The sequence below is a fragment of the Rhodoferax sp. WC2427 genome (genome assembly GCF_040822085.1).
Classification (GTDB): domain Bacteria; phylum Pseudomonadota; class Gammaproteobacteria; order Burkholderiales; family Burkholderiaceae_C; genus Rhodoferax_B.
Map to the genome: position 1 here is coordinate 2,391,728 of NZ_CP162006.1, position 22,684 is coordinate 2,414,411.

The window sequence follows — 22,684 nt, forward strand, 5'->3', positions numbered from 1 at the left end:
CCGGTTCCCCAGCAGGAACTGTGCCGCACTAAATGTTTTTCTGCAAAAACACTGCATGCCCGGCGGATGCGACCAGCTGGTAACCCACGAACCCAAAGCGCGCGTAGCTGGCCTGGGCCTGGGCATTGCCGGTCAGCACCTCCAGCGTCAGCTTGCAGCAACCCCGCTCCCGCGCGTGCTGCTGCACCGCCGCCAGCAGCGCCTGGCCCACGCCCTGGCCCCGGTGCGCGGGGTGCACCGCCATGTCGTGGATATTCAGCAGCGGCTGGGCTTTGAAGGTCGAATAGCCCTCGAAGCAATTGGCCAGGCCGACAGGTTCCTCGCCCCGCCAGGCGATGAAGCTGGCCGCATGCGGGCGCAGCGCGAGGTCAGCGCACAGGCGTTCGCGCGTGTCGTCGCTGAGCGGTGTGGCGCCGCCCATCGGATCCTGGGCATACAGGTCCAGCAGGTAGACCAGCGCGGCTGCGTCCACGGGGTTGCGGTAGTCGACGCGGCGGACTTGCACCACCATCACGCGTAATCCGCCACCGGCACGCAGCTGCAAAACAGGTTGCGGTCGCCAAACACGTTGTCGACCCGGCCCACGGGCGGCCAGTACTTGGCCTGCTTCAGGCTGGCCAGCGGGAAGGCACCAATCTCACGGGCATAGGGGCGGTCCCACTCGGCAGCCATCAGGCTGGCAGCGGTGTGGGGGGCGTGTTTCAGCGGGTTGTTGTCTTGCGGCCAGGCGCCGCTTTCGATCTGGCGGATTTCGTTGCGGATGGCGACCATGGCGAAGATGAAGCGGTCCAGCTCGGCCAGGGTTTCGCTCTCGGTGGGCTCCACCATCAACGTGCCGGGCACGGGGAAGCTCAGCGTGGGTGCGTGGAAGCCGTAATCGGCCAGGCGCTTGGCCACGTCTTCGGCGGTCACGCCGCAGCTGTCCTTGATGGGGCGCAGGTCCAGGATGCATTCGTGCGCGACATGGCCGTTGGCGCTGGCGTACAGCGTGGGATAGTGCGGGGCCAGCTTGGTGCTGACGTAGTTGGCGGCCAGGATGGCGGCTTCGGTGGCGTGCTGCAGACCCTCGGCGCCCATCATGCGGCAGTACATCCAGCTGATCGGCAGCACCGAGGCATTGCCCAGCGGTGCAGCGCTGATGGCGCCGATCCCGTGGTGGGTGTCGCCCGCCGTGGCATGGCCGGGCAGGTAGGGAATCAGGTCGGCCACCACGCAGACCGGGCCGACACCGGGGCCGCCGCCGCCGTGCGGGATGCAAAAGGTTTTGTGCAGGTTCAGGTGGCTCACGTCGCCGCCGAATTCGCCGGGTGCGGCCACGCCGACCAGGGCGTTCATGTTGGCACCGTCCACATAGACGCGGCCGCCATGGCTGTGCACCATGGCGCAGAGCTCCTTGACCTGGGTTTCAAACACGCCGTGGGTGCTGGGGTAGGTGATCATGACCACCGCCAGGTCCTGGCTGTGCTCGTCGCATTTGGCCTGCAGGTCGGCCATGTCCACGTTGCCGTTCGCGTCGCAAGCCGTCACCACTACTTTCAGCCCGGCCATCTGGGCGCTGGCGGGGTTGGTGCCGTGGGCGCTGCTGGGAATGAGGCAGATGTTGCGCTGGCTCTGGCCGTGGTCGTCAAAGTAGGCCTTGATGGCCAGCAGACCGGCGTATTCGCCCTGGCTGCCCGCATTGGGCTGCAGGCTGATGCCGGCGTAGCCGGTGGCCTGGCACAGCCAGTCGCGCAGTTGGGCGTCCAGCTCGGTGTAGCCCAGACGCTGGTCGGCGGGGGCGAAGGGGTGGATGTTGGCAAATTCGGGCCAGGTGACCGGGGCCATTTCGCTGGTGGCGTTGAGCTTCATGGTGCAACTGCCCAGCGGGATCATGCTGCGGTCGAGTGCCAGATCCTTGTCGCTGAGCGCGCGGATGTAGCGCAGCATGCCCGTCTCGCTGTGGTGGGTGTTGAACACCGGGTGCGTCAGGAAGGCGCTGCTGCGGCGCAGCTCGGCGGGAATCAGCGAGTCCACCGTGTCTTCCAGCTCGCCCAGGCGCGGCATGGGTTCGCCGGGCTTGACGAAGAAAGACCAGAGCATTTCGATGTCGCCCCGGGTGGTGGTTTCGTCCAGCGAGATGCCCAAATGGTTCTTCAAGCGAAAACGCAGGTTTGCGCCCGCACTGTGGGCACGAGAAGCTATCAAATCGCTAGCGTCGTCGGTTTTGACGGTGAGCGAGTCGAAGGCATGCGCATTGACGATCTCGTAGCCCATGTGCTGCAGGCCGCGCGCCAGGATGGCGGTCAAGCGGGCCACGCGCTGGGCGATGCGGGTCAGGCCCTGGGGGCCGTGGTACACCGCGTACATGCTGGCCAGTACGGCGGGCAGGACCTGGGCGGTGCAGATGTTGGAGGTGGCTTTCTCGCGGCGGATGTGCTGCTCGCGGGTTTGCAGGGCCAGGCGGTAGGCGGGGTTGCCGTGCGCGTCCACGCTCACGCCCACCAGGCGACCGGGCAGGGAGCGTTTAAAGGCATCGCGGCAGGCCATGTAGGCGGCGTGCGGGCCGCCATTGCCCATGGCCACGCCAAAGCGCTGGGTGGTACCGATGACGATGTCGGCATCCCACTCGCCGGGCGGCACCAGCAGGGTCAGCGCCAGCAGGTCGGCGGCCACGCACACGGCGGCACCGCAGGCATGGGCCACGCCGACCAGCGGGCGCAGGTCGTGCAGCATGCCGTTGGTGGCCGGGTACTGGGCCAGCACACCGAAAAAGTCGCCGCTGGCCATGAGCTGGGGCAGGGTTTCCAGCGCGGTGCTGACCTTGACTTCGATGCCCAGCGGCTTGGCGCGGGTCTGGATCACTTCAATGGTTTGCGGATGGCAGTCGCCCGCCACGATGAAGACATTGCTTTTGCTCTTCACGCTGCGCTTGGCCAGGGTCATGGCTTCTGCCGCCGCGGTGGCTTCGTCCAGCATGGAGGCGTTGGCGATGGGCATGCCGGTCAGGTCGCAGACCATGGTCTGGAAATTGATCAGCGCCTCCATGCGGCCTTGCGAGATTTCGGCCTGGTAGGGCGTGTAGGCGGTGTACCAGGCGGGGTTTTCCAGGATGTTGCGCAGAATCACGCCGGGCGTGTGGGTACCGTAGTAGCCCTGGCCGATAAAGCTTTTGAAGACCTTGTTCTTGGCCGCGATGGCCTTGAGCTCGGCCAGCGCCGCTGCTTCGGTGACGGGTGCGGGCAGGTCCATGGGCGTGCTGCGCGCAATCGAGCGCGGCACGATGCCGTCAATCAGGTCCCGGCGCGAACTGGAGCCAATCACGTCCAACATCAGGGTTTCATCGGCAGCATCGATGCCGATGTGGCGGGCGATGAATTCGGCGGAGTTTTCGAGTTCGTGCAGGGAGGTCGTCATGGCAAGGCAGTGGTTTACTCCCTCTCCCGTGCATGGGAGAGGGTTGGGGTGAGGGGGGATTTAGGCGCTGAAGGCGGTGTAGGCGGCTTCGTCGAGCAGGGCGGCGACTTCGCCCGGGGCCGACAGCTTGACCTTGAAGAACCAGCCAGCACCCAGCGGGTCGGTGTTGGCCAGGGCCGGGTCGGCGCGCAAGGCTTCGTTTACCTCGGTGACTTCACCGGATACAGGCATGTACACATCGGCGGCGGCTTTCACCGACTCGACCACACCGGCCACGTCTTTCTGGGCGAAGTGGGTGCCGACGGCGGGCAGGTCCACAAACACCACGTCCCCCAGCGCGTCCTGCGCGTGGTGGGTGATGCCCACGGTGGCGGTGTCGCCCTCGATGTTCAGCCATTCGTGGTCTTCGGTGTATTTGATGCTCATGGGGTTGCTCCTGTAATAAAGGGGATTAGCCGCGGAAATAGCGGTTGGGGGTGAAAGGCATGGATACGACTTCCATCGGCACGATTTTGCCTCGCACGATGGCGTTCACGCGGGTGCCGATGGCCGAGAACTCTGACGCCACGTAGGCCATGGCAATCGGCTTGTCCACCGTGGGGCCGAGCAGGCCGCTGGTGACTTCGCCGATCGCGTTGCCCGCCGTGTCTTGCAAGGCGGTGTGTTCGCGCACGGGGATGCGTTCCAGTGCTGCAAGTCCTACACGTTTTCGGCTTCCTGCGCTGATTCCATCAGCGAGAGTAGCTAGTATTTTGGTAGCGCCCGGGAATCCGCCTGCGCGGGCACCACCGGCACGCCGTACTTTCTGGATGGCCCAGTTCAGGCCCGCTTCCACCGGGTTGGTGGTGGTGTCCAGGTCGTTGCCGTACAGGCACAGCCCGGCTTCCAGCCGCAGCGAATTGCGAGCGCCCAGGCCGACGGGTTTTACTTCGGGCTGCGCCAACAGGGCGCGGGCCAGAGCCTCGGCCTGGCTGCTGTGGACGGAGATTTCAAAGCCGTCTTCGCCGGTGTAGCCGCTGCGGGTCAGAAAGCAGGGGATGCCCGCCACATCGAAATGGCCGCCGGTCATGAACACCAGCTTCTCCACGCCGGGTGCCAGGCGCGAAAGGGCATCGACCGCCTTGGGGCCCTGCAGCGCCAGCAGTGCGAGTTCTGGCTGGGGGATAACTTCGCAGCGCTGGCCGATTTTTTCCTGGATGTGGGCGATGTCAGCCACCTTGCAGGCGCCGTTGACGATCACGAAGATGTCGGCCTCGCGCTTGAAGAACATCAGGTCGTCGAGGATGCCGCCGTCATCGTTCAGCAGCAGGCCATAGCGCTGCTTGCCCACGGGCAGGTCGATGACGTCCACGGGGACCAGGGTTTCAAAAGCCGCCGCCGCGTCCGGTCCGACCAGGCGCAGCTGGCCCATGTGGGACACGTCGAACAGGCCCGCCGCCGTGCGGGTGTGGTGGTGCTCGGCCATCAGCCCGGCGGGGTACTGCACCGGCATGCTGTAGCCCGCGAATGGGACCATGCGGGCACCGAGTTCCAGGTGCAGGGCGTTCAGAGGGGTCAGCAAGAGATCGGACATGGCGTTCTTTCGGCATGAAAGGTGGGGACACACAAAAAATCATGGCCATTGTGGCCATGTGTGGTCCCCGCTGTCCGCTTTACCTGAGCGATTCGCCGGGCGGGCTCGGGCGGTGGTGCCAAGCCGACTGCGGGTTGCGCCTTCGGTGAGTCCGCTCCAGGGCGGACTTCTCTCCAGGGGGGTGACGTTTGATGAAAAACGCTTGTCAGTCCTTTTGCCTGAGCGTTCAGACCCACGTAGCGGGGTCCTGCGCCTTCGGCGGTTTTCGCGGGGAAAACTCTCTCCTGACAACGTGGATTCTACTGAATAGATGCACCCCATCGTGCCCGCCGATGAGACTTTCGCGTCCAGGGAGGTTTGCCAAAGGCAAGGGGCTTTCGAGCCACCGCATCTTTGTGCGCAATCGTGTAGAGCGGCGGATAGACCCAGGTTTTAATATTGATTTAAAAATACAAAATAATAAACTATTAAAAATACAAAAATGCATACATTATCTATACCAATGTTGAATACATTTTTGTCTTTTATGTAACTAAATTATTATTGCCTCTTCTAATTAAGAATGTTGGTTACGATTTGCAAAGAAAAATATAGTTTTGCGGTCTGTCGTCATTCATTAGAGGAGCGCCTGTGAGGTTGCCTGGTCAAAACAACGATAGAGCATTTTTATTAACAACAACCTCCTCACGCTTTAGGGTCCTGTGCAAACCCGTCCTGCAGGCGTTTTGCATATTCTGGATGGTTCTGATAGCTGCCACACCGGTGGCCGCCAGGGTGTTGTTTGAGACCTACCGGGGGACGGTACGGGTGCCGGTGCTGCCCGCACCCAGATACTCCAACAGTGGTGGCTCCGATGCGCAGCTATTGCAAAATCTCAAAAATATTTCGGTAAACCCTGCCAATGCCATTACCACGGGCGCGGCTGCCAATATCGATTTTATTGAAAGCTCACTCACGCTCTGCGATGCGGATGTCGATCCGGCCTACACCCTGACTCCTGCCTGCCAGCAAGGGATACAGGGAATGGTTTTATATACCTTGGTGAAGTTTCCAGGGGCCGGGAGCTACACATTTTCATTTGCCCACGATGACCAGGTAGACGTTGACATTTCCACCCAGTTGTCCACCAGCGATTACCGCAACGCCAACTACAACGTCCCCGTTGGAGCGTTGTCCTCCTATACCAACGGCAATACTTTTTTTGAGAATCTGCCGGGCACTTTTACCTCGCCTGCCACCAACGCCTGCTACTTGATGCGGGTGTATTGGAACAACGTCGGAGGAAACAATCTATTGCGTATGCGTTGGTCGGGGGCGGGCACGGGGGGTACCCAGATCATTCCGGCGGCCAACTTGCTGGATCCCGGAGTCCAGTCTAATTGGACAGGATGCAGCAACGCCCCTTCGTCGGTGACCATACTGAAAAATTCCGTGGGTAGTACAGGCACGTTCAGTTTCACGGGCGACAACGGCTTCCAGGGCGACTCGATCACCACGGTGTCGAGTAACGTTCCAGTCAGTGGTCGGAGTTTGAGCTTGGCCCAGTCCGGTATCGCCACCACGCTGACAGAGGCTGCGCCTCCCGCAGGCTGGGCCCTGTCGGATGTGTCGTGTACCGGTCTGGGCAGCGGCGGCACGGCCACGCCCAATACCGCGGCGCGGTCGGTGTTGCTGGATGCCCTGGCCACGGCGGGGCAAAACAACATCAGCTGTACCTTCACCAATGTAAAGCTGCCGCGCCTGCGGGTACAAAAGCAGTTGCCGGGTGGACGCTTTGCGGCGGCGGACCAATTCACGCTCACGGTCAATGGGCCCGCAGCCACCACCCACAGTGTCACCACCACCGGCTCCGGCACCACCGCCAGTGGTATCGCAACGCTCAATAGCGGCATTGGCAGCTACACCGTGGCCGAGACAGCCAGCGGCAGTACCAATCTGTCGAACTACACCTCCAGCTACAGCTGCGTGAACGCGACGCCAGGCGGTACGGCGGTACCCACCGGCACCGGAAACAGCTTTTCAACCCCCTTGGCGGCGAACGACGATGTGTTGTGTACCTTGTCCAATGCCACCTTTCCGGTATTGGGCCTGACCAAAACAACCGGGGCCTCGCCCATGCAGGTGGGCGTGGCGCAGGATTACCTGTTGACTGTCCTGAACACCGGTGGCGGGGCCAGCCCGGCCAGTTTCCAGGTACTGGACCGTCTACCCGCCCATCTGCAATTCAACAGTGCCAGCGGCGCCAGTTGCGTGCCCAGCGGCAGTACCGCTTCAGGCCAATTGCTGACCTGTACCGTGAGCGGCCCCTTGGCGGCCGCAGGCAGCACCACCTTCCGCGTGAACGCCACCCCTTTGCTGGCGACTGCCGGGACTTCGGTGACCAACCGCGCCAGTGTCGATCCGTCAGGCGGTACGCCTGGGGACCCGCTTGCGTGCGTGTCTCCCAAAAACCCGGCAGGCTGTGCCACGGTCACGACCCCCGTGGCGGCACAGCCGTCGCTGGCCTTGACCAAGAGCAGCCCGGCGGTGTTTGTGGTGGGGACGGCCGCGAATTACACGCTGACCATCACCAACTCGGGCGGCGCAGCCACCCCGGCCAGCGTGGTGGTGCAGGAACATCTGCCTGCCAATATGCAGTTCAACAGCGTGGCCGGGGCCAGCTGTGTGGCCAGCGGCACCGTGGCGACAGGGCAGCTATTGGCTTGCTCGGTCGCCGGTCCGATTCCTGTCGGTGGCAGCGCCAGCTTCAATGTCAATGTGACGCCACTGGCCGCAGTGGCCAGTACCACCGTGACCAACCGGGCCCAGGTAGATCCGCAGGGGGGTGTGCCTGGCAACCCGGACCTGTGCACGGCCACCGGGGTTCCCGCGGGCTGCGCAACCGTCAATACGCCGGTAGACGGGGTGCCCCATCTGGGCCTGGCCAAGGCCAGCGCCACCAGTTTCGTTGTGGGCGTGCCATCACCATACACATTGACCGTCTCCAACAACGGCAGTGCAGCCAGCCCGTCCAGCTTTTACGTGTATGACACCTTGCCGGCCAACGTGCAATTCAATGGCGCCAGCGGTGCCAGTTGTACCGCCAGTGGCTCGGTGGCATCCGGGCTGGGCTTGCGCTGCCAAGTGGTGGGTGTGGTGGCCGTGGGCGGCAGTGTCAGCTTTACCGTGGGTGCCACTGCTTTGCTCCCTACAGCAGGTACCTTGCTGACCAACCGCGCGAGCGTCGACCCCGGGGGAAACTTCCCACCGATAGATCCAAGCACCTGTACCGCCACCGGGACACCTGACGGCTGCGCCACCGTGACGACCCCGGTGAATGCCGTGCCTATGCTGGCCTTGGCCAAGAGCGGGCCCGCCAACCTGCTGGTGGGTACGGCGGCCAACTACACCCTCATCGTGTCGAACACGGGCGGAGCCGCCAGCCCGGCCGGGGTGGTGGTACAAGATCTGCTGCCCGCCAACGTGCAGTTCAACAGCGCCAGCGGTGCAAGTTGCACGGCCAGCGCCTCGATTGCCACGGGCCAGTTTCTGGCCTGTTCGGTGGCCACCCCGATTGCCGCAGGCGGCAGCGCCTCTGTTACCGTGAATGTGACGGCCTTGGCTGCGACGGCCAACACCACGGTGACCAACCGGGCGACGGTGGACGCGCAGGGCGGAACGCCCGGCAATCCCGCGGATTGCAGCGCCACCGGCATCCCCACGGGCTGTGCCACCGTCAATACGCCGGTCAATGGGCTGCCCCTTCTGGATTTGGCCAAAACCGGCCCCTCCCAGTGGGTGGTCGGTACGCCTGGCAACTACACGCTGACGGTCCGCAACACGGGCAGCGCCGCCAGCCCGGCCCGTTTTTATGTGCGAGACCTTTTGCCCGCGAACCTGCAGTTCAATAGTGCCGCGGGCGCGGCCTGCACGGCCACCGGCGCCGTGGCAACCGGTGTCGATCTGCAGTGCCTGCTCACCGGGCCGGTGGCCGTGGGCGGCAGCATTTCGTTCACGGTCAACGTCACGGCATTGGCACCGACCGCAGGTACGGTGCTGACCAACCGGGCGGCGGTCGATCCCGGAGGCAATTTTCCTCCGCCGGACCCCAGCACCTGCAGTACCACCGGCACGCCTGCGGGTTGTGCCACGGTTACCACCCCGGTGGATGCCATTGCCGTCTTGTCGCTGGCCAAGACCAGTCCGCCCAGCTTTACCGTGGGAGCCGCGGCGGATTACACCTTGACCCTCAGCAACAGCGGTGGTGCCGCCAGCCCGGTCGGCGTACAGGTCCTGGATCGCCTGCCTGCTAATGTGCAGTTCAACAGCGCCAGCGGTGCCGCCTGCGTGGCGGGGGGCAGCTTGGCCACCGGCCAGACCTTGGCCTGTACGCTGGGAGCCAGCATTCCCGCAGGGGGCAGCGCCAGCTTCACCGTGAACGTGACGGCCCAGGTGGCGACCGCCAACTCGGTGGTGACGAACCGGGCAACCGTCGGTGTCCAGGGCGGCGTTCCGAACGATCCCAGCCTGTGCACGGCCACCGGCATTGCGCCAGGGTGCGCCACCGTGAATACGCCGGTTGGCGGTGTTGCGGTGCTGGGTCTGGTTAAAACCGGTCCAGCCAGCTTCAGCGTCGGGACGCCCGCCAACTACACGCTGACGGTGCGCAATACCGGCACGGCAGCCAGCCCGGTCAGTTTCTATGTGCGGGACACATTGCCTGCAAACCTGCAGTTCAACAGTGCCAGCGGTGCCAGTTGCAGCGCCAGCGCTACGGTGGCAGCGGGGCTGGATCTGCTGTGCAACCTCAGCGGCCCGGTGGCACCCGGTGCCAGCGCCAGCTTTACCGTGAATGTGACGGCGTTGGCCGCGACCGCCGGAACCGTGTTGACCAACCGGGCCGCCGTGGACCCGGGTGGTAATTTCCCTCCCCCCGATCCCGCCACCTGCGCCAGCACCGGCACCCCGGGTGGATGCGCGACCACCAGCACGCCAGTAGACGCGATACCGGTGCTGGACCTGCTCAAGACCAGCCCCGCCAGCTTCAGCGTCGGCGTGCCCGTCAATTACACGCTGACGGTTCGCAATACTGGCAGCGCACCGAGCCCCGCCAGCGTGTTGGTGTTTGACCGGCTCCCCGCCAATCTGCATTTCAACAGCGCCAGCGGTGCCGCCTGCACTGCCAGCGGAACCGATGCTGCGGGCATCTTTTTGGGCTGCAGTGTGTCCGGTCCGGTGCCGGCGGGTGCGGGCGCCAGTTTCACCGTCAATGTGACGGCTTTGGCGCCTGCGGCGGCGACCACCGTCAGCAACCGTGCCAGCGTCGATCCCCGTGGCGGAACACCCGTCGACCCCGCCGCTTGCACCGCCACCGGCTTGCCTCTGGGCTGTGCCACCGTCAACACCCCGGTAGGTGGCATCCCTGTGCTGGACCTGGCCAAGACAGGGCCCGCCAGCTTCACCGTGGGTACACCGGCCAATTACACCTTGGCGGTCCGCAACACTGGCAGCGCAAGCAGTCCCGCCAGCTTTTATGTGCGCGACCGGTTACCGGCCAACCTGCAGTACCACAGCGCCAGCGGCGCGAGCTGCGTTGCCACGGGAAATGTGGCAAGCGGAGTCGAGTTGCTATGCCTGGTCAATGGCCCGGTGGCTGTAGGCAGTAGCAAGGTATTTACTGTCCATGTGACCGCGCTGCAGCCGCTGGCGGGTACGTCCGTGCTCAATCGCGCGGCGGTGGATGTCGGCGGCAATTACCCGCCACCCGACCCGGTGACGTGTACGGCCACCGGTACACCCGCAGGCTGCGCCACCACCAGCACCCCGGTGAATGCCACCCCGGTTCTGGTTTTGGCCAAAACGGGCCCGGCCGCTGTGGCCATCGGCGTGGCGGCAGATTACACGCTGACCCTTACCAACACGGGAGGGGCTGCCACGGCCGCCAGCGTGACGGTGCTGGACCGTCTGCCCGCCAACGTGCAATTCAACAGCGCCGCGGGCGCAGTCTGTGTGGCCAGTGGTGCGGTTGCGTCTGGCCCATTGGTCAATTGCACGGTATCGGGTCCGGTGGCGGCTGGCGGTGGAACCGCCAGCTTCACGGTGAACGTGACCGCGTTGGCACCGACAGCCGCCACCACCGTCACCAACCGCGCCACCGTCGACCCCAACGGCGGCACCCCTGTGGACCCTGGTATCTGCACCGCCACTGGCCTGCCGCTGGGCTGTGCCACGGCAAACACGCCGGTGGGCGGCATACCCGTGCTGGTGCTGGCCAAAACCGGGCCCGCCGGATTGACCGTAGGCGCTCCGGGGGATTACCGCTTGACGGTGACCAACACCGGCACGGCCTCCAGCCCTGCGGTGTTCTATGTGCGGGACCGACTGCCTGCCAATGTGCAGTTCAACGCGGCCACCGGCGCCAGTTGCGCGGCCAGCGGCAGCCTGGCCACCGGCCTGGACCTGCTGTGCCAGGCCAGTGGCCCCTTGGCGGCCGGTGGTGGCACGCGCAGCTTCACCGTGAAGGTGACACCGGCGCAGGCCACGGCAGGCACGGTGCTGACCAACCGGGCCGCGGTGGACCCGGGTGGCAATTACCCGCCACCCGACCCCGGCACCTGCACGGCCAATGGTTTGCCTGCGGGCTGCGCCACCACCACCACGCCGGTGGCGGCGATGGCCGTGCTTGCATTGGCCAAAGCCGGTCCTGCCCGTCTTGAAGTGGGTGTGCCGTCGTCTTACACCTTGGTCTTGACCAACAGCGGCAACGCCGCCAGCCCGGCCACGGTGACCGTATTCGACCGCATGCCAGTCCATCTGCAGTTCAACGCAGCCACCGGGGCCAGTTGCTCCGCGGGCGGCAGCGTGTCCACGGGGCAGCTGCTGGTTTGCAATGTGGTCGGGCCGATTGCCGCCGGTAACAACGCGGGCTTCACGGTAGCCGTGACCGCGCTGGCCCCTACGGCCCAGACCCAATTGACCAACCGGGCCAGCGTGGCACCACAGGGGGGGACGCCCGTGGACCCCTTGGCATGCACGGCAACCGGTGTGCCTGCCGGATGCGCAGTGGCGGTGGTGCCCGTGGGCAGCGTGCCGCAATTGGCCGTCAGCAAGAGTGTGGGGGTGCCTTTGCCGCTGTCCACCACCGCTTTCGAGGTGTCCTATGCGGTGCTGGTGGGCAATCTGGCAGCGGGTGCGCCTGCGTACAACGTGCAAGCCAACGAGAGCTTTTTACGGCTGTTCCCCACCGCCAGTGCAGTGGGTGTGAAATCGGCCAGCTACGGGGTGGTCGCGCAGGGTGGGGCTGTTTGCAGCATGAATCCGTCTTTCAACGGCACCACCGACACCCGCTTACTGGCCGGTGTCGACACCCTTGCGGGCGGCCAGTCCTGCCTGGTCCGGTTCGTGGTGTCGGTGGCTTACGCCAGCGCGGCGGCGGTACCCAACCAGCCCCAGCTCAACAGCGTGCCCGTATCGTCTGTGTCGCTGGGGGCAGGCCCCAATCCGGGCTATAGCAATGGTGGCGTCACCACACCGCCCGCCAACGCCGTGACGACTGGGTTGTCGGTGGTCAGCAACCCACCGGCTGCGGGGTCCCCGCCGGGCACGACGGCCAACGTGCCCACCTTGCCCCCGGCACCCACCCCCGTGGGTGTACCGACACCGGTCAACCTGGTATCGGCGCCGGGCAGCATTGCCGGCTCGGTATGGGACGACTCCGGCACCGCCACGGGCGGAAATCGCCAGCGGGACCCCACAGAAACCGGCCTGGCCGGTTGGACCGTGGAAGCCGTGGATGCCAACGGCATGGTGGTGAAGAAGATCGACCAGTCACCCGCCACGGCGACCACCGGTGCCAATGGCGAATACCAATTGGGTGGCTTGTATCCGGGCGACTACGGGGTGCGCTTCCGGGCACCGGGCAACGGGGGGGCGGCCGGTGCCGTGTTCGGTACGCCGGTGAACGGCGAACAGGGCAATCCGCAAACCCATTCCAGCCTGGATGCCACCACACGGCTGCTGCGGGCCACCGTGGTGGCGGGCGAAACCCTGGCGCAGCAAAGTCTGCCGCTGGAGCCCAACGGCGTGGTGTATGACGCCATGACCCGCCAGCCGGTGGTCGGCGCCACTGTCACACTGCTCGGTCCCGACGGCAATCCGGTTCCGGCTGCGTCGCTGCTGCCAGACCAGCAAGGGCAGGTGACGGGGCCCACCGGCATCTACCGTTTTGACCTGGCGGCAACTGCTGCCAGCGGCGCATACGGGCTGCGTATCACCCCGCCGGGCGGCTACCTGGCACCCTCGGCCATCCTGCCCGCGCAAACCACCCTGCTGGCGCAACAGTCGGGCCTGGTCTATACCGTGGTGCCCAGTGCCACCGCACCGCAGGGTAGTGCGGCGACCACCCACTATCTGCAACTGTCCTTGTCGCCCAGCAGCGCGCTGGTGGTGCACAACCACCTGCCGCTGGACCCGGCCACCGGCGGTGTGCTGGTGGTGCAAAAGCAGGCCGACCGCGCGGTGGCCGAAGTAGGCGACAGCGTGCTCTACCGCATCCGCGTGCGCAACAGCGGCACGGGCGTGGTGCTGGGCGTGCGCCTGGTGGATTCCTTGCCCTTGGGCTTCAAGCTGATTCCCGGCACCGTGACCTTGGCAGCTGGCCACGCCGTGGCCACAGTGCAGCCCAACCCCGATGGCACCCCCGGTCCGCGCCTGACGTATGCGATCGGCAATGTGCTGCCGGGCCAGACCCTGGAGCTGGGCTACCGTGCCCGCATTGGCGTGGGCGGCGACCGGGGCGACGGCACCAACCGTGCCCGGGCTACCGACCAGACCGGCACCATTACCTCCAACGAGGGCAAGGCCACGGTGCGTGTCAGTGGCGGCGTGTTTACCACCGAAGCCTGCGTGATCGGCAAGGTCTATGTGGACTGCAATGGCAACCGCGTCCAGGACGACGGCGAACCGGGCATTCCGGGCGTGCGCCTGTACTTCGAGAACGGCACCAACCTCACCAGCGATGAAAACGGCCAGTACAGCATCTGCGGTCTGCGCCCCATCACCCATGTGCTCAAAGTCGACCCGCAGAGCATGCCCGTGGGCAGCCGCCTGGAGACCTTGTCCAACCGCAACGCGGGCGACGCCGAGAGCCTGTTCGTCGACCTGAAGAACGGCGAGCTGCACCGCGCCGACTTTGCCGAGCGCTCCTGCTTGCCCAAGATACTCCAGCAGGTGGAGGACAGGCGCAAGCGAGGGCCTATCTACGTGCCGGAAATCCAGACCGGTGCCGACAAGACCGGCGTCCAGTTTGACTCCCGTATCCACCGGCTGGAGCGCCCGGCTTGCGACGCAAGCCAGACACCTGCCTGCACATCCAGCCAGAAGGGGGGTGTGCAATGAGCGCCCGCACATTCCCGGTTTTGCGCCTGCGCCGGTCGCTGGTGGCTGCTGCGGCCCTGGCGGTCTTGACCGGCTCTGGCCTGGTCCGGGCCGCTGACGATGCGACCCTGCCGGTCGGCCCGGGCACCGGCACCACGCCCATGGGCCAGGCCGCCATTGCCGGGTCGGGCGTGGCCTTTCGCGACCTGTCCGGGCCCGGCGTCCACCAGGCCAACAGCGGTTTGCCCCCGGTGGCCACCGAGGGCCTGTGGAACATCTCCAAAGGCCTGCCTGCCGATGCCCAGATCCGCCTGTCGGTGTCGGCCGCCCAGGCACCGGCCGATGGCCGATCCACGCTGCGGCTAGCCATTGAACTGCGGGATGCCCAGGGCGCCCTGGTCACCGTTCCCACACGCCTGCGCATCCAAACCACCTTGGGCCGGTTGCAACCGGAATCTGGCTGGGCCAGCGAAGGTTTGGAGGTGGTTACCACCAACGGGCATGCCGAGTTGCTGCTGGTCGCCCCGGCCACGCCGGGCGATGCGCTGCTGCAGGTGCAAAGCGGTGCCGTAGGCGTGCAGGGCCAGGTGAGCTTTGTGCCCGACTTGCGGCCTCTGCTGGTGGTCGGCATTGTCGAAGGCTCCTTGAACTTTGGCCGCATCCAAGGCGATGCCCTGACACCCCATATCAGCAACATCGGCTTTGAGGACAGCCTGCACCGCTGGGGTGGCAGCGACAACACCGGCAGCGGCGACACCACCACCGTGAATGGCCGGGCGGCGGCATTTGTCAAGGGCACGATCAAAGGGGAATACCTGCTGACGGCCGCCTTCGACTCCGACAAGACCACCACGGAGAAGCTGTTCCGCGACATCGACCCCAACCAGTACTACCCGATCTACGGCGATGCCTCGGTGGTGCAGCACGATGCCCAAAGCACCAGCAAGCTGTATGTGCGCATCGACAAGGACAAAAGCTATGTGCTGTATGGCGACTTCAGCACCCAGGACCCGGCGCAGCGCCCGCGCCTGGCCAGCTACACCCGGGCCCTCACGGGGGCCAAGCTGCACCATGAAACCCCCGGTGTGCGGGTCAACGCGTTTGCCGCCCACAGCGCGCAGAGGCAGTTTGTGGACGAGCAGGCCGGCCGTGGCATTTCCGGGCCGTATGCCGTGTCGCAGCCCAATGCCATCGCCAATTCCGAAACCGTCGAACTGCTAACCCGCGACCGCAACCAGCCCGACGTGGTGCTCCGGCGCCAGCCCATGTCGCGCTATGTGGACTACGACTTCGAGCCGTTTTCGGGCCGCATCCTGTTCCGCAAACCCGTGCCCAGCGCCGACGAGAACTTCAACCCCATCACCATCCGCATCACCTACGAGGTGGACGGCGGTGGCGAGAAATTCTGGGTCGGCGGCGTGGATGCCAGTGTCAAACTGGGCGAGCAGGTCGAGGTGGGCGGCAGCTATGCCGAAGACCGCAACACTGCCTCGCCCTACACGCTGTACGGCGCGCATGCCGATGTGCAACTGGCCGAGCAGAGCCTGCTGACCATGGAAGTGGCGCGCAGCGAAGGTAACCAGTTTTTCAGCAGCACGCTGCAAAGCAGCGGCGTGTTGCCGCTGACCGCCGACCCGCAGGGGCAGGCCACACGCATCGAGTGGCGCAGCGACAGCCCGGGCCTGAAGCTGCGGGCCCATGCAGCCCGCGCCAGCACCGGCTTCCAGAACGCCGAATCCGGCCTGGCCGCGGGCCGCACCGACGCCGGGGTAGAGGCCACCTGGCAATGGTCCGACAGCCTGCGCCTGCGTGGCCGGGCCCTGCACATCGAAGACGCCTTCAGCCAAGGGCACCGCAACGCGGCCTCCATTTCGGCCGACAAGCGACTGAACGACATGTTCAGCCTGGAGTTGGGCGCGTCGCACGTGGACGAAACCTACGACCCGACCCAGCCCGGCATTGCCCAGTACGGCGTGGGCGCGGTTCCGGGGACCGGTGGGTCCTTGACCGACACCGGCTTTGGCTTTGCGGGCGGTGGTCTGTTGCAGTCGCCGTTGTCGCCCTACGCGCTGGTGGGAAGTGGCAACCAGATTGCCCAGCGCGCCTACACCTCGGTCAAGGCCCGCCTGTCGGCCCGGGTCACCCCCGATGCCACGGTGTACGGCGAAGCCGAGCAGGTGGTCGACGGATCGGACGGGCGGCGCGTGGGCATCGGGGCCGAATACCGCCTGAACGACCACAGCCGGGTGTACGGCCGCCATGAGTGGCTGGAATCCCTGTCGGGTCTGTACGGTCTGTCCGGCTTTGGCGACCATGCCACCCAGACGGCCATCGGTGTGGACACCGAGTACATGAAGGATGGCCAGGTCTACAGCGAATACCGCATGGCCGGGGCCCAGAATGGCCGCGACGCCGCCGCCGCCGTGGGCGTGCGCAACCTGTGGCGGCTGGGGGAGGGCATCCATCTGACGACCGGCTTCGAGCGCCAGCAGGTGGTGGTGGCCGACCGCACCGGCAGCAACCCGGTGCTCGGCAGCGTGCAAACCGCCCATGCCGTGGTGCTGGGGTTGGACTACCTGGCCAACCCGCGGTGGAAGGCCGGTGGCCGCCTGGAGTACCGGGTGTCGGACACCCAGACCAACTGGTTGTCCACCGTGGCGGCCACCCGCAAGCTCAGCGACCAGTGGTCCATGCTGGTCCGCAACGTGCTGCTGGCTTCGCGCGCACGGGGCGACAGCGCGGGCGATGTGACGCAAGACCGCTTCCAGCTCGGCCTGGCCTACCGCGACGTGGCCACCAACGTCTGGCACGGACTGGCGCGCTACGAGCACCGCATCGACAACAACACCACGCCGGTGCAAACCGTGGGCACCACCGCCAGCGCGCTGGGCCACAGCCGCACCGACGTGGTCTCGCTGCATGCCAACATCCACCCCCAGCGCGCCTGGACGCTGGCCGCCCAGGTCGCGGCCAAGCAGGTGAATGAAACCTTCTCGGGGGTGAACTCCCGCTTCAGCGCGGGCTTGCTGGCGGGCCGGGTGCTGTGGGATGTGTCGGAGCGCTGGGATATGGGCCTGATGGCCTCCACCACCCAGGGCGGCGGCACCCGGCTCCACGGTATGGGCGCCGAAGCGGGCTACCGGCTGATGGACAACCTGTGGGTGTCGGCGGGCTATGTGGTCGGGCGCTATGCCGATGCCGACCTGTTTGCCTCCAACGCCTCCTGGCGCGGTGCCTATGTGCGCCTGCGCTTCAAGTTTGACGAAAAACTGCTGGACGGGGACAAGCCGCGCACCAACCGGCTGCTGGAACCCGCCAACCAGGCACCCCGGGAGTGGCGCGAATGAACACCACCAAGATTGTGCTGGCGTCGCTGCTGGCATCGGTCGGCCTGCAGGCCGTCGCGGACCAACCCCCGGCCATGCCCGGGACACCCGGCCCGTCGCGGGTGGCCGAACCTGCGGCCTTTACCGCGGTGCAGCAGCGGCTGAACCGGCTGGCGGCCCAAGCGGCTGCCTGCCCGGCCGACTACCACCGCTTCAAAAGCCAGGCCTGGCTGAACCTGGCGCGCGACAAGTGGCACGACAACGGCGAAGCGGCCGCGGTCGATGACAGCCTGGTGCAGGCTACCGCTTTGCTGGACCGGCTGGAGCAGGGCGGTAGCCCACCCTGGGACACGCCTGCACTGCGTGCTGCGCCGCAGGTACGCGCCGATCTGTGGCAGCAGGCCGAGGCAATGCGCCGCAGCAACCGCCTGTGCGCGTCCACCGATGTGCAGCGCCTGGCGGCGTTTTGCGAGGTGCAACTGGCCTGGTCGGGCTATGAGGCCACCCGTGGCGGCTGGAAGCATATGGCACCCTACATCCGGATTGCCGAAGATCTGTGTGCCGAGGCGCAACGGGTGCCGCCGGCGCCCGAGCCGCCACCGCCCATTGCGGCTCTAGTACCCTCAAACCCGGTGCCCCCAAACCCGGTGCCGCAACAGCGGGTGCTGAGCGCCCAGGCCCTGTTCCGGCACGACAAGTCCGCCCTGGCCGACGTGCTGCCCGCGGGCCTGCAGGCCGTCAACGCACTGGCCGTGCAGTTGCGCACGGTGGTCGGGCTGCGGCAGGTGGTGGTGACCGGCCACGCCGACAGCACCGGCGCGCCGGGTTACAACCAGCGCCTGGCCCTGGCGCGGGCCGACACGGTGCGCAACCTGCTGGTGATGCGCGCGGTCGATGCCAGCAAGGTGGAGGTGCGCTCGCTGGGCGCCACCCAGCCGGTGGTCACCGATTGCCAACCAGGCCGGGGGGCCGCCGCCTGGAAGGCCTACACAGCATGCCTGCAACCCAACCGCCGCGTCGAGATCGGGTGGCTGCAAGCCCCTTGATAAATTTATAAAAAAAGTGCCTCCAGTGCTTATTGCATCAGCGTAATAAGCTCTTTAAATAATAGCAATCTCAGCCAGCCTTGCGCAGCAGCCAGTCGGTCTGGGCGGGCCGTCCCGGCAGATGCAGACTGGCAGTAGCCGCCGGGGTCTGCGCCAGCAGCTGGCCGCGCCGGTAGACCTGCAGCCGGGTGGCGCGCAGGCGGATGGCCTCCACCGGGTCTTGCGCCTGCAGCAGTACAAAGTCGGCCCAGCAACCGGGCTCTAGGCCATAGCCGTCCAGATGCAAGATCTTCGCCGGGTTGACCGTGACGGCATCAAAGCACTGGCGCATCGCCGCCTGGCTGGTCATCTGGGCCACGTGCAGGCCCATGCTGGCCACTTCCAGCATGTCGCCGCTGCCCAGGCTGTACCAGGGGTCCATCACGCAGTCCTGGCCCAGGGCCACGGTCAGGCCATGGGCCAGCATCTCGGGCACGCGGGTCATGCCGCGGCGCTTGGGGTAGGTGTCGCCCCGGCCCTGCAGGGTGATGTTGATCAGCGGGTTGCTCACCACGTGGATCTGTGCCTCGGCCATCAGCGGCAGCAGCTTGCTCACAAAGTAGTTGTCCATGCTGTGCATGGAGGTGAGGTGCGAGCCGGTAACACGGCCCTGCAGGCCCAGGCGCTGGGTCTCATAGGTCAGGGTTTCGATGTGGCGCGACATCGGGTCGTCGGACTCGTCGCAGTGCATGTCTACCAGCAAGCCCCGCTCGGCGGCCAGCTCGCACAGCAGTTTCACGCTCAAGGCCCCATCGGCCATGGTGCGCTCGAAATGGGGGATGCCGCCCACCACGTCCACGCCCATGTCGAGTGCGCGTTGGAGCTTTTGCATGGCCTGCGGGTCGCGCAGCGCGCCGTCTTGCGGAAAGGCCACCAGCTGCAGGTCCAGGTAGGGTGCAACCTGGTGCTTCACTTCCAGTAGCGCTTCCACGGCCAGCAGGCGCGGGTCGCAGATGTCCACGTGGCTGCGGATGGCCAGCAGGCCCTTGCCCACGGCCCAGTCGCAATACGCCAGGGCGCGCTGCACCAGGGCTTCCTGGGTCAGGTCGGGTTTCAGTTCGCCCCACAGCGCAATGCCTTCGAGCAGGGTGCCGCTTTGGTTCACGCGCGGCAGGCCGTAGCTCAGCGTGGCGTCCATGTGAAAGTGCGCATCGACGAACGGCGGGCTGAGCAGTTGGCCTTGCGCGTCGACCGTCTGGTGCGCGGGTGCCTCCAGGCCAAAAGCCACTTCAGTGATGCGGCCATTCTGGACGGCAATCGACATCCCGGTGCGGCCATCGGGCAAAGTAGCGTGGGTAACGAGCAGATCAAGCATGGCGTGGAGGTGTGCGTGGTGGTGGGGGTGAAATGAAATTAATTTTTACACGTACGGGCCGTGTCGCACGTAATCGATAGGTAACATCCTGACACAGACAAGCGAGTTCAGCCACAATCATCCCTATGCCCGAGAGAGGCCAGCCCACCATGACAACCACCCCCCCTGCAGCCGTGCTTTTGATCGTAGACGACAGCCGGGTCTCGCGCATGATGATTCGCACCCTGGTACAGGCCAAGCGGCCCACCTGGGCACTGGTAGAGGCTTCCAGCGGCGACGAGGCGCTGGTGCTGGCCGCCGCCCAGAGCTTCACCTACTGCACCATGGACATCAATATGCCCGGAATCCTGGGTACCGATGCGGCTGAACACCTCAAACGCGACCATCCCGGGCTGCGCTTGGCGCTGTTTTCGGCCAACATCCAAGACAGCCAGAAGACACGGGCCGCCGAGCTGGGCGTGAAGTTTGTGGCCAAGCCCGTGACCGAAAAAAGCGTGACCGAAGCACTGGCCTTTTTTGAAAGCCCGCTGTGATGACCCTGTCCGAGCTGCAGCTGGATGCCTTGACCGAGGTATTTAACGTCGGTGCAGGCCAGGCGGCCGCCAGCTTGAGCGAGATCGTGGGCGACGAGGTGCTGCTGTCGGTGCCACGCATCCAGTTCTTTGACCGCACCGATGTGAATGCCGAAATGCTGTCGCTCAAGGGCGGGCGCCTGGGCGCGGTGCGGCAAAAGTTTGGCGGCCCGTTCAGCCTGGATGCCACGCTGCTCTTCCGCGAAGAAAAGGCGCTGGAAATCGTGCAGGAGATGCTGGGTTCGCAGGTCAGCGTGGAAGACCTGGTGGACTACGAGCACGAGGCCATGTGCGAGCTGGGCAACGTGATCCTGAACGCCTGCCTGTCGGCGATTGCCGACATGCTCGGCATCAACCTGAGTAGTACCCTGCCCGAGTATTCGGTGGACGGTGCCGACACGGTGATTGGCAAGCTGATGTCCGATGAGACCCAGCCCTTGGTGCTGGTGCTGCACATCGACCTGACCATCGAAAAGCGCGATACCCAGGGCTATCTGGTGTTCCTGCTCAGCGCCAATTCGCTGGAGGGACTGGTCGCTGCCCTCGACGTATTTTTGTCGCGCATTTAAACCTGCCCCTGGCCGCTATGTCCACCAGCCCCGTCACACCCCTGCTGCCCTGGTCCCAGATGGTGGACGCGCTGGGCACCGGCCTGATCGTGCTCAACCCGCGCGGCGAAGTGCTGGTGTGGAACGCCTGGGTGGTGCGCCACAGCGGCATTGAAGCCTCGGCGGCCCTGGGCCACAGGTTGGAGGCGGTGTTTGCCAACGGCCTGTCGCTGTCGTTCATCAGCGCCTTGAAAAACGTGCTGACCTACAAGCTGCCGGTGGTGTTGTCCAATGTGCTGCACCGCACGCCGCTGCCGCTCTACCTGCGCCCCGAAGATGCCGTCAGAGGCCCGCAGCAGCGCATGCCGCAGTCCTTGACCCTGGTGCCGGTGCGCTACGACGACAGCGGCCCGGACGGGTTTCTGGTGATGGTGCAGGTCACCGACACCAGCAGCTTTGTGAAGCGGGAGCGGCTGCTGCATTCGCACTCGGAAAAACTCTCGCGCGAGGCGGTGATCGATGGCCTCACCGGCATCTACAACCGCAAATATTTCGACCAAAAGCTGACCGTCGAGCTCAGCCGTGCCCAGCGCCAGAAGAACCCGCTGTCGCTGGTCATGCTGGACGTGGACTACTTCAAGAAATACAACGACACCTATGGCCACCCGGCGGGCGACCGGGTTTTGCAGGCCCTGGTGGGGGCCGTGCAGTCGCAGCTGAACCGCCTGTCGGACGTGTTTGCACGCTACGGCGGAGAAGAATTCATCATCATCCTGCCATCGTCCGACCAGGCCGGGGCCACCCGGATCGCGGAAAAAATCCGCCTGGCCGTGCTGGACCTGCAGATGGAACACGCCCGCTCGCAGGTGGCCGAACACATCAGCATCAGCCTGGGGGCCGCCACCTGCCCGGGCGGCGACAACTGCAGCGAGACGCGGCTGCTGGACACCGTAGACAAAGCCCTGTACGCCGCCAAACACGGCGGCCGCAACAAAGTGCACTGGCTCAGCGTGTCCGACCCGCACACCACCGGCGGCTACGTGGTCGAGGGCAAAGACCCGCCTGCGTCAAATTACCCCAATTAAGATAGCTGCTTGTGCTGGCTGCACAAGCACCAGACCCGCTTTTCATGCGCAGCGCAACATCCGCTGCGCCAGCGCCGTTATTTCGCGCGCCCATCATAGTGCTGCACCGCGAGCGACGCGATATCCACCCCCTCCAGGCAGCGCACATTGATGGCCGCCATGGCCTGCCCGTCCGGGGACAGCGCCTCGCCAAACGGGTGGATGCCGCAGGTCGGGCAAAAGTGGTGCTGGATCAGGTGCTTGTTGAACAGGTAGGTGCCCATCTTGTCGGCGGGTGTCTGCAAGACCAGCGCCGACCGGGGCACGAACCACATCAGGGCCCCTTTGCGCTGGCACATCGAACAGTTGCACGACATGACCGCGGCGGGGAGCTCCCCTTCCACGTCAAACGCAATCTGGCCGCAATGGCAACTTCCTTTGTACTGCATGGGGT

General features: G+C 65.5%; 12 protein-coding genes and 2 riboswitches. Of the genes, 6 read left to right on the forward strand and 6 right to left on the reverse strand.

All coding sequences use genetic code 11. The features are described from left to right. Positions 1-28 precede the first annotated feature (28 nt). Genes AB3G31_RS11340 through gcvT form a run of 4 tightly spaced genes read right to left on the reverse strand, consistent with a single transcriptional unit; the run spans position 29 to position 4,966 of the window. Positions 29-511 carry a GNAT family N-acetyltransferase gene (locus AB3G31_RS11340; protein WP_367846191.1) on the reverse strand — a complete coding sequence of 161 codons (483 nt, stop codon included), beginning with the start codon at positions 509-511 and terminating at the stop codon, positions 29-31. Continuing rightward, complete coding sequence (gene gcvP / locus AB3G31_RS11345) at positions 511-3,393, reverse strand: aminomethyl-transferring glycine dehydrogenase (RefSeq protein ID WP_367846192.1); 2,883 nt, start codon at positions 3,391-3,393, stop codon at positions 511-513. The genes AB3G31_RS11340 and gcvP overlap by 1 nt, the downstream gene beginning before the upstream one ends. Positions 3,394-3,453: 60 nt before the next feature. Continuing rightward, positions 3,454-3,819 carry a glycine cleavage system protein GcvH gene (gcvH, locus tag AB3G31_RS11350; protein ID WP_367846193.1) on the reverse strand — a complete coding sequence of 122 codons (366 nt, stop codon included), beginning with the start codon at positions 3,817-3,819 and terminating at the stop codon, positions 3,454-3,456. A gap of 25 nt (positions 3,820-3,844) precedes the next feature. Beyond that, on the reverse strand, positions 3,845-4,966 hold the full coding sequence (gene gcvT, locus AB3G31_RS11355; protein ID WP_367846194.1) for a glycine cleavage system aminomethyltransferase GcvT: 1,122 nt from the start codon (positions 4,964-4,966) through the stop codon (positions 3,845-3,847). Positions 4,967-5,026: 60 nt separating this feature from the next. Beyond that, positions 5,027-5,153, reverse strand: a riboswitch (glycine riboswitch). 9 nt (positions 5,154-5,162) lie between these two features. Then, positions 5,163-5,263, reverse strand: a riboswitch (glycine riboswitch). A gap of 1,134 nt (positions 5,264-6,397) precedes the next feature. Here gcvT and AB3G31_RS11360 point away from each other — a divergent pair. Genes AB3G31_RS11360 through AB3G31_RS11370 form a run of 3 tightly spaced genes read left to right on the forward strand, consistent with a single transcriptional unit; the run spans position 6,398 to position 18,692 of the window. Then, positions 6,398-14,341 carry a hypothetical protein gene (locus AB3G31_RS11360; RefSeq protein WP_367846195.1) on the forward strand — a complete coding sequence of 2,648 codons (7,944 nt, stop codon included), beginning with the start codon at positions 6,398-6,400 and terminating at the stop codon, positions 14,339-14,341. After that, positions 14,338-17,667, forward strand: a complete 3,330-nt coding sequence (locus tag AB3G31_RS11365; RefSeq protein ID WP_367846196.1) for a hypothetical protein — start codon at positions 14,338-14,340, stop codon at positions 17,665-17,667. Before AB3G31_RS11360 ends, AB3G31_RS11365 begins: the two co-directional genes overlap by 4 nt. Next, positions 17,664-18,692, forward strand: coding sequence for an OmpA family protein (locus AB3G31_RS11370; protein ID WP_367846197.1), 1,029 nt, complete (start codon positions 17,664-17,666; stop codon positions 18,690-18,692). Before AB3G31_RS11365 ends, AB3G31_RS11370 begins: the two co-directional genes overlap by 4 nt. Before the next feature lie 70 nt (positions 18,693-18,762). On the opposite strand, the gene AB3G31_RS11375 is transcribed toward AB3G31_RS11370, so the two are convergent. Further along, positions 18,763-20,046, reverse strand: coding sequence for an amidohydrolase family protein (locus AB3G31_RS11375; protein WP_367846198.1), 1,284 nt, complete (start codon positions 20,044-20,046; stop codon positions 18,763-18,765). Between the two features lie 149 nt (positions 20,047-20,195). Between AB3G31_RS11375 and AB3G31_RS11380 the strand changes: the two genes are divergently transcribed. The 3 genes from AB3G31_RS11380 to AB3G31_RS11390 are packed head-to-tail and all read left to right on the forward strand — an operon-like array spanning position 20,196 to position 22,251. Further along, positions 20,196-20,579 carry a response regulator transcription factor gene (locus tag AB3G31_RS11380; RefSeq protein ID WP_367846199.1) on the forward strand — a complete coding sequence of 128 codons (384 nt, stop codon included), beginning with the start codon at positions 20,196-20,198 and terminating at the stop codon, positions 20,577-20,579. Further along, complete coding sequence (locus AB3G31_RS11385) at positions 20,579-21,187, forward strand: chemotaxis protein CheC (protein ID WP_367850331.1); 609 nt, start codon at positions 20,579-20,581, stop codon at positions 21,185-21,187. Before AB3G31_RS11380 ends, AB3G31_RS11385 begins: the two co-directional genes overlap by 1 nt. A gap of 17 nt (positions 21,188-21,204) precedes the next feature. Beyond that, positions 21,205-22,251, forward strand: coding sequence for a GGDEF domain-containing protein (locus tag AB3G31_RS11390; RefSeq protein WP_367846200.1), 1,047 nt, complete (start codon positions 21,205-21,207; stop codon positions 22,249-22,251). Positions 22,252-22,328: 77 nt separating this feature from the next. Here AB3G31_RS11390 and AB3G31_RS11395 read toward each other — a convergent pair whose 3' ends face one another. Beyond that, positions 22,329-22,679: a GFA family protein gene (locus AB3G31_RS11395; protein WP_367846201.1), complete on the reverse strand. Its 351-nt coding sequence runs from the start codon at positions 22,677-22,679 to the stop codon at positions 22,329-22,331. Between the last annotated feature and the right edge of the window lie 5 nt (positions 22,680-22,684).

Coding starts and splice junctions, on each gene's coding strand:
- AB3G31_RS11340 (WP_367846191.1), bottom strand. CDS start 511: ATGGTGGTGCAAGTCCGCCGCGTCGACTACCGCAACCCCGTGGACGCA.
- gcvP (WP_367846192.1), bottom strand. CDS start 3,393: ATGACGACCTCCCTGCACGAACTCGAAAACTCCGCCGAATTCATCGCC.
- gcvH (WP_367846193.1), bottom strand. CDS start 3,819: ATGAGCATCAAATACACCGAAGACCACGAATGGCTGAACATCGAGGGC.
- gcvT (WP_367846194.1), bottom strand. CDS start 4,966: ATGTCCGATCTCTTGCTGACCCCTCTGAACGCCCTGCACCTGGAACTC.
- AB3G31_RS11365 (WP_367846196.1), top strand. CDS start 14,338: ATGAGCGCCCGCACATTCCCGGTTTTGCGCCTGCGCCGGTCGCTGGTG.
- AB3G31_RS11370 (WP_367846197.1), top strand. CDS start 17,664: ATGAACACCACCAAGATTGTGCTGGCGTCGCTGCTGGCATCGGTCGGC.
- AB3G31_RS11375 (WP_367846198.1), bottom strand. CDS start 20,046: ATGCTTGATCTGCTCGTTACCCACGCTACTTTGCCCGATGGCCGCACC.
- AB3G31_RS11380 (WP_367846199.1), top strand. CDS start 20,196: ATGACAACCACCCCCCCTGCAGCCGTGCTTTTGATCGTAGACGACAGC.
- AB3G31_RS11385 (WP_367850331.1), top strand. CDS start 20,579: ATGACCCTGTCCGAGCTGCAGCTGGATGCCTTGACCGAGGTATTTAAC.
- AB3G31_RS11390 (WP_367846200.1), top strand. CDS start 21,205: ATGTCCACCAGCCCCGTCACACCCCTGCTGCCCTGGTCCCAGATGGTG.
- AB3G31_RS11395 (WP_367846201.1), bottom strand. CDS start 22,679: ATGCAGTACAAAGGAAGTTGCCATTGCGGCCAGATTGCGTTTGACGTG.